Below are 13925 nucleotides of genomic sequence, written 5' to 3'. Positions count from 1 at the left end.
GTTTATACTTTGGAATTAAATTGAAATCTGGACCTGTTAAAACTTAAAGTCTTACTTTAAGTAAAAGTTGAAATTATCTAAACCTAGTTTTCCACATATTTCCCACTAATTTTAGAAAGTTCCCACTAATTTTTAATCTATAAATATTTCTTATGGTTCTTTTGATGAATACGATTTATCAAATTCAGTACTAACTTGAGTTTTTCGCTTGAACATATTCTTCTGGGTTTAAAATTATTTTCAATAGTTCATGATATCCATTTATTTTAAAAGGTAGCATAAAATACGCTGATTGCAAGCGACTCCAGATAGCTAGTCGTCTTCCATATTTTTCCAAATTCTTTTGAAATAGTTTGCATCCTATTTCTTGCAATTCATCTATTAAAAATGCAAGCATCATCAGTAATGATAAATTCGTAGATAAGTTTTTATACCCATGTCCATAGTTATGCTCAAATTCATAGCCTTGATTTTTCAGCGTGTTAAAAGTCTCATTCTCAATTTTCCATCTCGTTCTTCCTGCTCTTGCTAAGGTTTTGCAGCTGGATTCATAAAGTGAGTAATCCGTTATCCAACTGAAGTGAACTATTTTCTCTTGTAATTCTTTTTTTGTATTCACCCATTGTGTGGTTTCAGTAAAGTCTAAAAAATTAACTGTCATTGATGTATCTTGGTGATTTAATAAAACCCCATTCCAACAACAATATTGACGTATAACTTTCTTTTTGATTTTATCTCCGATTTCTTCTTCCTCTATAAAAACCTGCATCTGATTTAATTCAATATATTTTTCCATCTGTCCAAATAGCTTCTCATGACTGCCTGGCTTTACTCCTAAGATAAATCCAATATTTAACATCTTAAGTAGATTTAAACATGGTAAAGTCGCATGTAGCGCATCTGTGAGCAAAATAGTTTTTAACTTCGGATGATCTTTTCTAATAAGTTTACCTGTGTAATTCAATGCGCGTGAAAAATTCTCCGCTATCCATACCGCTACTTTGCCCATATAGGGACTTAAACATTCACGAGGACATATGGTACTGGAGCTCATCCCAGCATTTGCGGCGTTCCACTTCAGGCCTTCTGTTCGTCGTCTTACCCGAAGAATCCGTAGCAATTCTCATGCGGGAACTCGTATCCTCATTGAGTTCTTGAACCCGGATCCTGTCCACTCTCTGTTGGTTGAGCTGCCATTGGCATATTTCAAGGTCCGCCAATATTGTTTACCATTGAGGTAGCAAATCTGATATTCATTCTTTGCGTGATTGAAAAATCCTCATAGTATCATCCCCCTAAATTCAAAGACATGAATTGAGTTTGAAATTCTATTATCAAAGCACAGGTAAATCTTCATTGAGTGTGAAATCTCGATTGTGGATTTAGTTTCTAATAACAAATCATCCAAACTAAACTTAGATTTTTGGAAACAAAAACTTTCGGTTACGACAGGACATAAGAATTGTGTTAACCAATCTTCTGACTGTAGAGATTTTTCATTAAGTTGCATTCAGTGGCCTTTCAGAAAGTTCAAAGGCAGGGAGCGGATCAGCAAACTTTTGCCATTTTTTTAATCCCATATTTTCTTCGGAATCAGTCAGCAAGGCCTTGTCAAACGCTTCAGTTATAGATTTCTTATCCAAGTCGGTGCCGATGAAAACAATTTCTTGTCTGCGATCGCCATATCGCTCGTCCCACAATTCATATATTTTCTTACGCTCTTCTTTATCATTTGGCCAAAAGCGTTCACCGATACAGCACCACCAGTAACCAATTCCCGAAAACGACACTGAGCTTCCAGCAAGCTGATAAAGCCCAACAGCTTCGGGTCTACTAGCTAACCAAAAATATCCTTTTGCACGAAGTACGCCTTCTGGCGATTTTTCCAAAAACTGTGCGAACCTTTCTGGATGAAGCGGCTTTCGCGCACGATAGACAAATGAGGTTATTCCGAATTCCTCTGATTCTGACTTTTCCTCGCCTCGTAGAGTTTTCATCCAACCTGACGAGCTTTGCGCGACCTCTAGATTAAATTTGTTTGTATTAAGAATTTTATCTAAGGGTACAGACCCTTTTTCCGCCGCGATGATTTCAGCCCGAGGGTTCAGGGCTTGTATGGATCTTTTTACTTTTTCAATTTGGGCCGAAGTCGAAAGATCAATTTTGTTTAGAATAATAACGTCTGCAAATTCGACCTGTTCAATAAGCAAATCGGCAATGGTTCGCTCGTCTTCATCGCCTATCTGCATTCCGACGGCTTTAAGTTCTTGAGCTTCCGCAACTTGTTTAAAGAAATCAGGTACGCTTACGACTGTTAGCATAGTGTCTAATCGTGCCACCGAGGAAAGGCTATTTCCGTTTTCATCTTCAAATTGAAAAGTTTCAGCGACAGGTAGAGGCTCTGAGATTCCAGTTGATTCGATCAGCAGATAGTCGAATTTTCTTTCAGCAGCTAGTCTGGTAATTTCTTTTAGAAGATCTTCACGCAATGTGCAGCAAATGCATCCATTGCTCATCTCGACCGTTTTTTCTTCAGTGCGCGATAATGAGACTTCATTTATTTTTACAATTCCACCATCAATATTAACTTCAGACATATCGTTAACGATCACAGCGACCTTTAAGCCGTCTCTGTTTTTTAATACATGATTCAATAAAGTTGTTTTACCGGCACCCAAAAATCCAGACAAAACTGTTACTGGCAATTTTTTAGTGTCGTCAATTTTCAGTCTATCTTTTTTATACATTCCATGTCCTAACGCAACAGTGTTGCATTTGTAGTTGAAGCAAAAAAAAGCTGTTTAATTATATAAACAGCCTCAAGCAAAGTTAACTAAGCATCAGTTCGGTAGATATTGCTCATCTTCAACAAATTTCCATTCTGGAAGCGGATCTTTAAATGTCTTCCACAAAGGAACTCCGGCGTTGTCTTCTTGATCCGAGATCAAACAAGTTTGAAGTTTCCTGATCATTTCTTCTTTTGCTAACGATTGGCCAATGAAGACCAGTTCTTGCCCTCGGTCGCCGTATTCAGGAGTCCAATCTTTTTCGATGAGTGCGAGTTCTTCTGGATCTGTTGGCCAGTTCTCTTTTGGGCTAGCCGCAAGCCATTTCCCGGCGCACTCTAAAATGACGACTTGACCAGCTTGCCCCCAAAGTCCTGTAAAGTCAGGGCGAGTGGCTACCCAGAATAATCCTTTAACTCTGAGAAATTTTTTTCCTTCAGACATAATAAAATTCCAAAGTCTTTCAGGGTGAAAAGGCTTTTTTGCACGAAAGACAAAACTTGAAACACCGTACTCTTCGGTTTCAGGTTTTTCTTCGCCACGCAAAACAGCCATCCATCCCGGCGCGGCCTAAGCTTTTTCAAAATCGAACTTTTTTGTATCTAATATTTGAGAAAGAGCAACTTTAGATTTTTCAGTTGTGACAATTTCAGCCTGACTATTTAAGGATTTTAAAATGGCCGTCAGTTGGTTTTTATCCTCTGCGGAAATTAAATCCAACTTATTTAGAATAATCACATCCGCAAACTCGACTTGATCCACAAGAAGATCTGTAATGGTTCGCTCGTCCTCTTCAGAAGCTTCCATTTTCTTTGATTTAAGGCTTTCCGATTGTTGGTAGTCCTTCAAGAAATTCTTGGCATCAACAACGGTGACCATAGTATCTAATCGTGCAAAATCAGACAGACTGTTTCCATTTTCGTCGGCAAACTGAAAGGTTTCAGCAACTGGCATAGGCTCTGAAACGCCAGTTGATTCGATGACAAGATAATCGAACTTTTTTTCTTGAGCTAATTTTTTAATTTCAATGAGCAAATCTTCACGCAACGTACAACAAATGCATCCATTGCTCATCTCGACAAGTTTTTCTTCTGTCCGACTGAGATTGGCTCCGCCAGATTTTACAAGCTTTTCATCAATATTGACTTCAGACATGTCGTTAACAATTACGGCCACCTTTAAACCTTCACGGTTATTGAGAATATGATTCAGTAGTGTCGTCTTTCCTGCGCCCAGAAATCCTGATAGTACAGTTACGGGAAGTTTGTTGTTTTCTATCATTTTAATGCCTTTCCTTATCAATTAGCTGGCGCACGCTTGACAAATTCCTTTTAAAAATACAGCTCGATTTGCGCTTAAAAATTGAAAGCCTCCCATGGCTTTAAAAAATGAATTTAATTTTTCGTGGTCTTTAACTTCATTGTGCTTTTCGCAGGACTGACAATACAAAAGCACATGTGCATGTTTTTCACAGTCGTGAGAGCAGCTGACATATTTATTGTTTTCAATTTCATGAACAATGCCTGCCGTCTTTAGCTGATTCAAGTTTCGGTAAATTGAAACACGGTCGACTGATCCGGCTTCTTTTTCGAGTTCTTCGATTATTTCTGCTTGCGAGAAAGATTTTCTTTCTTTTATAAATAACCCTATGAGATGAATTCTTAAGTCAGTTTTTTTAAGTGAAAAACGATTTAAAACTTGTTCGGCTTTTTCTTTGGTTACTTTATTCATAGACGACCTCTTTGAGTTGTTTGGTTCATTAAATAGCCTTTTCAAGTTCATTGCATTCAAACACACCGTCTTTGAAAGCGTGTCCTTTTAAAATACTTTTTGGAGTTACTTGAGTCAGTTTTTGTATGTTTTTTTCGGTAGTTTTTATTTTTTCAATATTATTTCTACGAAATTGATATTTAGAAACTTTAGAGCCAACCCAAGCTATTTTGAAGTTGTCAGGGATATTGCACTTCTGAATCTTGAGCTGTAGATTTTTGCAGGCTGGGCAGTCTTTTGACGTCAAGACAACAAGGTCAAAATCTGACAATAGATCTTCATAAGCATATTCTGTGTTGTTTAAAGTTGAATAGAACGAGGCTTCAGCTCCAATTGAGAGTATAATAAGCAATATAAAGAATGTGAAGTTAAGTCCATTTTTCCGCATAATCTTTCTTACTATAAATTACTTGCAAATGCAACACCGTTGCAGTATATATCGCACACATTAGTGCAACAGTGTTGCATGTAGACAAAAATCAAACAAAGACTATGTATTAATTAAGTAGTCTTTACATTGGGGGTATTAATGGGAGCAAGGTTTCTAAAATTATTAAGTGTGTTGACTCTTTTTATCTGTGTGCAGTCTTTTGCACAGCAAAATCATGAGGATGATCATGAAGGTTGGCCAGAAAATACCTTATTAGCTTTAGAAGGCCAAGACTCTATTACCAAAGAAGAGTGTTTGCTTTTCGTGACAGAAGTTGGATACACGGGCCCCGAGCAGACTGCTGACCAGTTTTTTGCAGTTGTTGAAACAAACTACGCCCATGGAAGTGATCATGCAGCTCCTTTTACAGTACAAGCAGTAGCTAACAAGCCAGGTGTTCTTTCTGGATTGGGGTCTAATGGGCAGGATCAAATTGCTATTTTCGTAGATCCACAAGCTTTAGATCTTAGAAATGTGAAATCATTTAATCTCAAGTGGCTTCACGGAAACCATTTTCATACGAATCGCTGCGTGAACATGACTGTTCATGCTCATGAAGAATAGTTAATAACTTCTTACTAATCATAGAATAAGGAATAATAAATGAAAAAAATTATAATTTTAATTTTCTCTCTTTTTGTAACTGAATCACTTCTTGCTCAGTTTCAACAAGTTGAATATTTAGGCCGAGACAAGAATACCAATGCTCCATGTAAGTTGTATGTTAACAATATAGGATATAAAAATGATCAGATAGCTCCTGAAAATTTCTATATGGATGTTTTACCACGAGGATTTTCTCATGGTATCGATTCCGCTGGTCCGTTTAGATTGGGATCTGTGGCAGACAAGCCTAACATTCTTTATAGTTTGCAAAATGCCGACGAAATGGTTTTGTTTTTCGAAAACGGAGACTATTTAACAAGTGAACCATCAGGATTCAATGTTAAATGGCTCCATGGAAACCATTTTCATTACGATGTTTGTAGAAATTTGCGAAGAAAATAGTTGGAAAAATGAATTCGATCATAGTCATTTTGGCATTATCATTTTGCACACAGTATGTCTTTGCGATGGAAAGTGATAATTTTCTCAACGGTGCTTCAAGTGAAGTTGAGACTATTGTTGTTGAAGGAAAGAAACAGAAGCTCAATAGAAAAATTAAAAAAGAAGAAGTGAATCGCGTTGAAAGCTTGAGTAAATCGGTTATTCAAGAAAAAAAGGCGACCACATTTGCTCAGGCAATCGACAATGAAAAGGGAATTGATTCCCAAACCTCTTGTGCGTTCTGCGGAGCCAAGCGTATTTCAATTAATGGGCTTAAAGGTGAACACACAACAATTCTAGTTGATGGAGTCCCGTTACATTCAACTGTATCAGGTTTTTATGGAATTGAAGCAATCCCTTTGGATGGGATTGAATCCATTGATATCTATCGTGGAGCAGGGGCATCGCTGACAGCCCCTGAATCTATTGGTGGTTCGATTAATCTAATAACAGTTGATCCGTTTGTACCTGTAAAGCGGACCACGCTCATGTATGGACATGATGGGACGTACTCGGTTAACCTGGGTGCTTCAACAAAAATTTTTGATAATACTGCCCTTTTTATCGGGGCGCAAAGTTCTAATAATGCAAATTTTGATGTCGATCAAAATGGAGTTACTGAATCTCCACATCAGAAAAACACAAACGTACTTATAAAGACCTCTTTTCGTCCAAGTGAAAAAGATGAACTTAATCTTAAAGTGACTTACGCGAAGTTAACTTCGTTTGGTGGAAATCCGAGTGATTTGACATTGAGTAAACCTGTTTCTCTTACAGCAGGTTCAAGTGATTTTGAAAACTATGATGTGCGAAAGAAGTACATTGGCAATACTGATAAAATCACTGATAACATTACCTTGCTTCGCAAAGAAGTGACTCTGAACTACCAAAGACAACTTGATGAAAACTCTAACCTCAAGTTCAATTTGGCTCGCGCTGAACAAGCGCAGGATGCTATTTATTCGCATGGGTATGACTACAATAATAAGGACACCATTGATTATTTAAATTCTGAGTATCAGTACGTAACAGATACGCATTTATATTATCTTGGTTTTGATTTAAAAACCCAAAAGATGAATTCAACTTCATTAGTTCTTTATGAACAAATGGGTCTTAAAAAAGACAATCTGGTCCATGCTGTGAACGGAATCTATTTTCAAGATACTTGGTCTATTAATGAAAAAAACGAAGTCTCATGGGCGGTTCGCGGCGATCATATTAAAGTCGATTGGACCGAATTAAATAAAAATATTGATAAAACGATGTTGGCTCCAAGGCTTTATTATAAACATACACATAGTCCGATTTGGACTTCAAGGCTAGGCTTGGGGATTGGCTATAGGTCGCCTTTAACTTTGTTTGAAAGTCAGCATGGAACTGATCATAACGGTTTTTTAGTCGACATCACAAAAATTGAAACCGCAGAATCTTTTGTCTATGCTTTAGTAGCTCAAAGAGAAAATGATGCCTTTGAGTTTTCATCTCATTTCACGAATTTAAAGAATATGGCTTATGGAATTGATCGAGCATCGCAAAGCTTGCCGACAATTTTCACGAATTCCAATGAAGATTATTTGGTTTCTGTTTTTGATGTCAGTTATGGCCGAAAACTCACACATTCTTATCAACTCGAAGGAATTGCCGAATTCTTCAATTACCCATCTGAATATAAAAACAAACTGCCTGTATCCGCGCAAGAACGAAGACTTTCTTTGAAATCAACCTATGAAGAAGATCATTGGACGTTCGTGCAAAAATTGAATGTTGTGTTTGAACAGGACTTGTCGGCCTATGGGTATGGCGACCACTATAATATCGCGTACACAGATGATGATGTGATGAGCCCAACATACGGTGAAACCTATTACAGAGACCAAAAAAGACAGACGGCCCCGACCTATTTTACCTTGGATCTTCAATTCAAAAGAAATTTGAATAAGTTTTGGGATTTTGATTTTCAAATAGCCAATGTTTTAGATTACACGCAGACCGGAGCTGGCGATAGCCCACTGACATGGGCCAAACATGGAAGTCATTTTCATTTAGACAATTTTCATATTTGGGGCCCGCTTCAAGGCCGTCGTTTTATTGTTTCGTTGGTGGGTGATTTTTGATAAGTTCGGTTAGGACATTTTTACAAAACAACCGCTTCTTTTTGTGTAGCCTTGGAGTTCATACTCTTATTTTTTCAATTCTATTAACTTCAAATGCTGACAAGAAAACATTTGATACGTCCCTTGATATTGAGGTGGTAGAAAGTGTTCGTAGTGAATCGCGCCAAAATTCATCAGACTCTGAATCAAAAAAAAGGCTTCGAGCGGAATCAATGATAGAGCCGCTAAAGGTGAGGAATCTTTTAGACCAGGATTTAGTAAATCAGAGTCCTAGTGACCCGGGTATTCAACAGCTCTCTGATCAAAATCAAATCTCGGAAGGATTTTCTGATGTTTCGAAAGAAGCAAATTCTCATCAAAGCTACCTTGATAGGATAAGGTCAAAAATTGAGTTCCACAAAACCTATCCGAAGGCGTCTAGAGTTCTGAAAGAGACTGGCTTAGTTAAGGTTAAACTCAAAATTGCAAAAAGCGGTCATATTCAAAAAATTGAGATTTCGGAATCAAGTCAATTTAAACGCTTGGATGAGGCCGCGATTAAAGCTGCTGCAGATGCATCTCCATTTGATGAGTTTCCTTCTGATGTTACGTTTGCCGTTTGGTCAATATTAGTACCGATGCGATTTGAGCTAAATTAGTCCGTGAATAGTTCTTTGCCTTCAAGAAATTTCGTTTGCGGCGCAGCAGAGGCTGCCAAAGAAAAGACAAGCCCAAATAGAACTAAGATTTTGTTTTTCATATGATTCTTCATAGCTGAAATGGACTACAAGCACAGTGCAACAAGATGTTGCATAGAGCCTGTTTTCAGTGCCAGACCTGGCAATTTGGGCTATATCGTCCTTCGTGGCAGCCATTCAACGTCTTCAGAATTTTTTAATGACGATTCGACCCGCATCGAGCACTCGCGATAAAAGCGGTGCGGAATCGTTTTTCTATGAGATCGCGAACTTCTTTCGCTTTCCTAGAATAGAAGGACACACCGAGAGCGCAAAACTTAGCTGGCTTGTCCGTCTTCGGTGGGGCGCGATCGGTCTTTTCTTTTGTATGGCTGGCCCTGGCTACATCTTTGGGGCCCTCAATCGTACCACAATTATGATCTACATTGGAATCATCGGGTTTCTCTTTATCTTTAACCTTTTAACTCATCTCATTTTTGTTGAAAGCAAGACGCCCGTTGGACCGCTCTTTATTGGGTTTCAATTGGCCTTTGATTTAGCCGTACTCACGGCCTTGCTACTTATTTCGGGAGGCTTCGGAAATCCCTTTGTGGCGCTATTTTTGTTAAATGCAGGGCTTGGTGGAGTTCTTATCCGCGGACGCAACTCTTGGCCCTTTATTGTTCTTTGCCATGCGTTCTTAATAGCTCTTCAAATCGAATTTGCGACAAGCAATATGGAGTTGGGCCAGCAGACATTTTGGATTTTTGTCTTTGTCTCTCACATACTTTTGTTTTCAGTTTGGGTTGTTATGCGCTCGCTTGGAACTTATTTGGAAGGTCACTTTGAAAGGCTCAGCCAATCTCGCATCCAATCTGAAAAACAAGATCGTTTGCGAGCAATTGGGGCTTTAGCAGCTGGATTTTCGCACGAATTTGCAAGCCCACTGAATGCTGCGAAACTCCGATTAGATCGACTTGAACGAGCTTTTGAAAAAATTGAACTAACTGCAAAATGGTCGACGGAGGCCCAAGAGAATCTTTCCGAAGCCAAAGAAAGTATTAAATCTTGCGAATCAGTTATCCATTCCATGAATGCTTCTCAACTTGATGTGCGTGATCACAATTTGAAACCTGTGAACATGAAAGAGTTCATTAAAGATGTAACTGAGTCTTGGCTCGAAGAACACGCTGGCGCACGACTAAAAATTGAAAATCAGATTTTGAATTCACTTTTGATATCGCCGATTAACTTAGCGCAGGTGATTTTAAATCTTCTTGATAATGCGTATGAATCAAATGCAAAGGGTGAACTTATTTTGAAGCTCACAGAAAATATGTCAGATGTCGAATTGTCGGTCGAAGATGAAGGGCCCGGATTCAGTGATCGAGTGCTAGGGCGACAAGGTGAACCTTTTGTGACCACTAAACCGAATGGCACAGGGCTTGGACTTTACGTCAGCGAGATATTCGCGCAAAGCCTTGGTGGGAATCTTTTGATAGCAAATAAAGTAAAATCATCCGGAGCTATTGTTACTTTGAGATGGCCGGTGCAAGTTGGTTCACCGCTCGGTGGTCGCGAATGAAAAGGCACATTTTGATTTTAGAAGACGACGTAAGACTCGCGCGTGGACTTAAGCGAGATTTTGAAGATCATGGATATGATGCGACGATTGCGAATCAGATTGGCGATATTCCAAAAGATCAAATTTTCACCCATGCCGTTTTTGATCTAAGACTTTCAGGCGGAGACTTCGGTCTTGATGTGGTTGAAGAACTCAAAAGAAAAACTCCCGAAATTAAAATGGTTGTGCTTTCAGGATATGGCAGCATCACAACGGCTGTCGAAGCCGTTAAGCGCGGAGCTGTTGATTACTTAACAAAGCCCGCTTCGTTTTCCGAAATCGAGCAAGCACTGAATGGAAAACGCGTGAAACCCGAAGCCGATTTTAAGCGTCGTTCGCTTTCGGAAGTAGAACACGAGTACATTGATTTTGTTTTAACTAAAAATGAAGGCAACATCAGCAAGACAGCGAAGGACTTAGGTCTTCATCGCCAAAGCTTGCAGAGAAAGCTAAAAAAATACACTTAATGCCAATGATCTCTTGAAGGGGGAATCTATCATGACAAAAAACATACTTCTGATCGCCGCTGCTTGTTTCAGTTTTGCATTTCAAAGCGAGACTCAAGCTGGTCCAAGATCCGAAAAAATCAAAGAAGCTGTCGAGTATCTGTCAGCTTGCGGAAACTTTATCCGTTATGACAGCGAAAACGTCTACACGGGTTTCGGTACCTACTGGACAAGCAATGTTAAACCTCGCGAGCCAAAACCATCATTGCTGCGTTTTGTGCCCATTGATCGCGTAACGGAATACCAAGTTGAAACTTTGGATTCTGTAGTCGATGTTGTTAAAAACGGAAGCTCAACATTCGTACTCACTTTTTCTGGAATCGAAGAGTGGGATTTAAGTCAGTTCAAGCGTCTTGCGACTTACAATACCAATCTTCTGTCTCGCCCTTATCAAGATGAAGAGCACCCAAGAGCCTTTGCGCAGTACAAAGACAAACTTGTGATTGCTCACGGACGCTTGGGCATTTCATTCTTTGATCTGAAGACTAAAAAAGTATCTCGGGCCTTCCCTGTAGCATTGTCACATCGTCCTCTGGAATCCGTTGTTAACGGCATCACAGTGTCCGGTCGTTATGCTTTTGCAGCGTTGGATAGCTATAGCCTCGTTGGTGATCGCGACAAGCCAGCCTTCCGTGGAATTGTTGTGATTGATCTAGAAACAGAATCTGTCGTGTCGGAACTTGATGGTATGGACCCAGGAGCTGACAGCATCACTTCAGACAATAACGTAGCCATCGTCAGCTTCTACGGTCAGCCACTTTGGAAGTATTCAGTTGCAGGATTGTCAAAAGCTTCAACTTTACCGGCTCCGCTGAAGCGTTTTTGGAAATTTCCAATCGAAGGAAAGCAGACCGGAAAAGCTTCAATGGATGACAAATACTATTACACTTGCTTTTCGCGTATGCCAAAGCCGGGTGAAGGATCATACTTCATTGCGGTACCAATGGCTTTTGATCGTCGCGTATTGATGTTGGATTGAAAGTGAATATCCAAAAAAGCGCCCTTTTTTCTCTACGAATTTTTACGATTGTTGCAATCGTTGGGGGGCTCTATTTTGGAATTGCAATTTGGAAGACGATGAAAGGTCCAATTTCTGGCGGTGACTTTACGCTGACTTATAGAGGGCAGCATTGGACCTTTTCATCTGAAACTAAAAAATTGAATCTACTTTACTTCGGATATACGAAATGTCCCGATGTGTGCCCGATGTCTCTCAGCTACGCGGGCGGTGCGTTTAGAATGTTGAAAGATGAAGAACTTAAAGACACTCGATTTATTTTTCTCAGCGTTGATCAGGCCCATGATAAGCCAAATGAGGTTGCGGATTACGCGACAAACTTTTTTCCAACATTTATTGGTCTAAGTGGTAGCAAGGAACAAATTGATAAAGCGATTGGGCTCTTTCCAGCTAGTTACATGCTTGAAGAAAATCCAAAATCTTATCTAGGTTACTCAATTTCTCACACAGATCGAATTTTCTTTCTAGATTCTGATGGCATCGTCATTGATTCAATTTCTGGATCGAAAGAGGGATCGGAATCTATATACAAAAAAATTAAGGAGCACTTATGAAAAGAAAAATTTTATTAATGGCAGCCATTGCGGCATTCTCGGCGACGGCTTCAGCAGATTGTGATCTGAAAACAAAAGTAGAGTTCACAGAGCCTCGAATTTTTGCGCCCCTTAAGGGATCAAATGCGACAGGTGGATTTGCTAAAATCAAAAACAATTGTGCGGAAGAATTAGAATTAGTCTTCAAAAGTGCCGATGGTTTTAAAGCAGTCGAGTCCCACGCGACCGTCGAAGAAAATGGTCGCATGGCCATGAAGAAAACAGATTCGTTCAAAATTAAAACAGGTGAAACTCTAGAACTTGTGCCCGGTGGCAAACACCTCATGTTTTTTGATCCACAAACAGAAATCAAAGAGGGGTCAGAAGTTAAGCTAACATTTACGTTTAATAAAAAGGAACTGTCAGTTCCTTTTAAAGTTATTCCAAGAATTAAAAAATAAAAAAAGGAGAATCGAAATGAAAACAGTTTTAAAATCGGCCGCAATAATTACGGCTCTATTTATCGGATCTTTAGCGTCTGCGCACGAAGGTCATGATCATCCGCCATTAGCAGGGCACTTGTCTTACAAACAGAACACCTTGCATATTCACGCAAGTTTCAAAGCCACACCTGTTGTAGTCCAGGAATCCCTTTTGGTTTTGGAAGCAAGAGATGCAAAGACTCATCAGGCGAAAGAGCTTAATGACAGTATCGAAGTCGTGCTTTGGATGCCAAGCATGGGACACGGATCAGCCCCGACGCAAGTTGAACGCGCCGTGGATGCAAATGGAAACCTACTTGCTGGAGTTTTCAATGTTCGTAACGTTTACTTCGTTATGGGTGGTGAATGGGAAGTGCGTGTAACCTTGACCGATGCTCAAGGGGTTCAAGAGACTAAGTCTTTCAAAGTTACTCTCGACGGTGGACACGATCATGGTGGTCATCACTAAGACATTTCACTTTTGGTTTTTGAAATAGGAAAGGGGTCGAATAGACCCCTTTTTTTATGTCTACAATTTCTGTAGATTAACGCAGTCGTAGTCTTTTTCAGACATCCAATTCATTCGATGCAATCTTGTTCGGCTAGGTAATTTTGTTGCCGGAGAAAATGTAACGAAGAAATCAAACTGGTAACCGCCGAATTTGGATTCCCAAGAAAAAAGTTGGTTATAAAGTTTCGTCGCATTAGTTCCATAGATGTCGTTTCCCGATGGGCAACGTCCCGAAAGTGGTAGAAATTAAAAAGGGAGCACTCCATAATGATTTAACTTAAACACATAAATCATTAATAACAAAGGAGAACTCCCTAATGTACATCAACAAACCTCCCCACATTTTGGTATTTGGTAAAAATTGTTAGCCTGACTTCAGTCCATAACTGTAGGAGGTTTTCATATGAAGTGTTGGGTCTCTGCTGGCAGAGCAGAAAAAAAACAA

At 39.4% G+C, this 13925-nt stretch carries 14 protein-coding genes and 1 pseudogene; 10 read left to right on the top strand and 5 right to left on the bottom strand.

Features of this window, described 5'->3' with window-relative positions; all coding sequences use genetic code 11:
- Positions 1–190: 190 nt before the first annotated feature.
- The 5 genes and pseudogenes from J0M15_16730 to J0M15_16710 form a co-directional block, all read right to left on the bottom strand.
- Positions 191–1009 carry a hypothetical protein gene (locus J0M15_16730; GenBank protein MBN8538696.1) on the bottom strand — a complete coding sequence of 273 codons (819 nt, stop codon included), beginning with the start codon at positions 1007–1009 and terminating at the stop codon, positions 191–193.
- A gap of 490 nt (positions 1010–1499) precedes the next feature.
- A complete protein-coding gene (locus J0M15_16725) occupies positions 1500–2747 on the bottom strand; it encodes a GTP-binding protein (protein MBN8538695.1) in 1248 nt (415 codons plus the stop codon).
- 93 nt (positions 2748–2840) lie between these two features.
- Positions 2841–4067, bottom strand: a pseudogene (zigA, locus tag J0M15_16720) (zinc metallochaperone GTPase ZigA).
- A gap of 21 nt (positions 4068–4088) precedes the next feature.
- Entirely contained in the window at positions 4089–4517 is a 429-nt protein-coding gene (locus J0M15_16715) for a transcriptional repressor (GenBank protein ID MBN8538694.1), read from the bottom strand.
- 28 nt (positions 4518–4545) lie between these two features.
- Positions 4546–4944 (bottom strand): hypothetical protein, encoded by a 399-nt coding sequence (locus tag J0M15_16710; GenBank protein ID MBN8538693.1) that lies wholly within the window; start codon positions 4942–4944, stop codon positions 4546–4548.
- A 141-nt stretch (positions 4945–5085) separates the two neighbouring features.
- Here J0M15_16710 and J0M15_16705 point away from each other — a divergent pair, with 141 nt between their 5' ends.
- The 10 genes from J0M15_16705 (at position 5086) to J0M15_16660 (ending at position 13438) form a co-directional block, all read left to right on the top strand.
- Positions 5086–5550 carry a hypothetical protein gene (locus tag J0M15_16705; GenBank protein MBN8538692.1) on the top strand — a complete coding sequence of 155 codons (465 nt, stop codon included), beginning with the start codon at positions 5086–5088 and terminating at the stop codon, positions 5548–5550.
- Positions 5551–5589: 39 nt separating this feature from the next.
- Entirely contained in the window at positions 5590–5994 is a 405-nt protein-coding gene (locus tag J0M15_16700) for a hypothetical protein (GenBank protein ID MBN8538691.1), read from the top strand.
- 8 nt (positions 5995–6002) lie between these two features.
- Positions 6003–8150, top strand: a complete 2148-nt coding sequence (locus J0M15_16695) for a TonB-dependent receptor plug domain-containing protein (GenBank protein MBN8538690.1) — start codon at positions 6003–6005, stop codon at positions 8148–8150.
- Complete coding sequence (locus tag J0M15_16690) at positions 8147–8788, top strand: TonB family protein (GenBank protein ID MBN8538689.1); 642 nt, start codon at positions 8147–8149, stop codon at positions 8786–8788. Before J0M15_16695 ends, J0M15_16690 begins: the two co-directional genes overlap by 4 nt.
- Positions 8789–9026: 238 nt before the next feature.
- A complete protein-coding gene (locus tag J0M15_16685; protein MBN8538688.1) occupies positions 9027–10391 on the top strand; it encodes a HAMP domain-containing histidine kinase in 1365 nt (454 codons plus the stop codon).
- On the top strand, positions 10388–10897 hold the full coding sequence (locus J0M15_16680) for a response regulator (GenBank protein ID MBN8538687.1): 510 nt from the start codon (positions 10388–10390) through the stop codon (positions 10895–10897). Before J0M15_16685 ends, J0M15_16680 begins: the two co-directional genes overlap by 4 nt.
- Positions 10898–10928: 31 nt before the next feature.
- Positions 10929–11915 carry a hypothetical protein gene (locus tag J0M15_16675; GenBank protein MBN8538686.1) on the top strand — a complete coding sequence of 329 codons (987 nt, stop codon included), beginning with the start codon at positions 10929–10931 and terminating at the stop codon, positions 11913–11915.
- 98 nt (positions 11916–12013) lie between these two features.
- Positions 12014–12508: an SCO family protein gene (locus J0M15_16670; protein ID MBN8538685.1), complete on the top strand. Its 495-nt coding sequence runs from the start codon at positions 12014–12016 to the stop codon at positions 12506–12508.
- Complete coding sequence (locus tag J0M15_16665; protein ID MBN8538684.1) at positions 12505–12948, top strand: copper chaperone PCu(A)C; 444 nt, start codon at positions 12505–12507, stop codon at positions 12946–12948. The genes J0M15_16670 and J0M15_16665 overlap by 4 nt, the downstream gene beginning before the upstream one ends.
- Positions 12949–12964: 16 nt before the next feature.
- Positions 12965–13438 carry a FixH family protein gene (locus J0M15_16660; protein ID MBN8538683.1) on the top strand — a complete coding sequence of 158 codons (474 nt, stop codon included), beginning with the start codon at positions 12965–12967 and terminating at the stop codon, positions 13436–13438.
- Positions 13439–13925: the final 487 nt, after the last annotated feature.

The organism is Deltaproteobacteria bacterium (assembly GCA_017302835.1).
GTDB lineage: Bacteria > Bdellovibrionota > Bdellovibrionia > Bdellovibrionales > Bdellovibrionaceae > UBA2316.
Note: the sequence above shows the minus strand (reverse complement) of the source record. Positions and strands in the feature narration are given on the sequence as shown.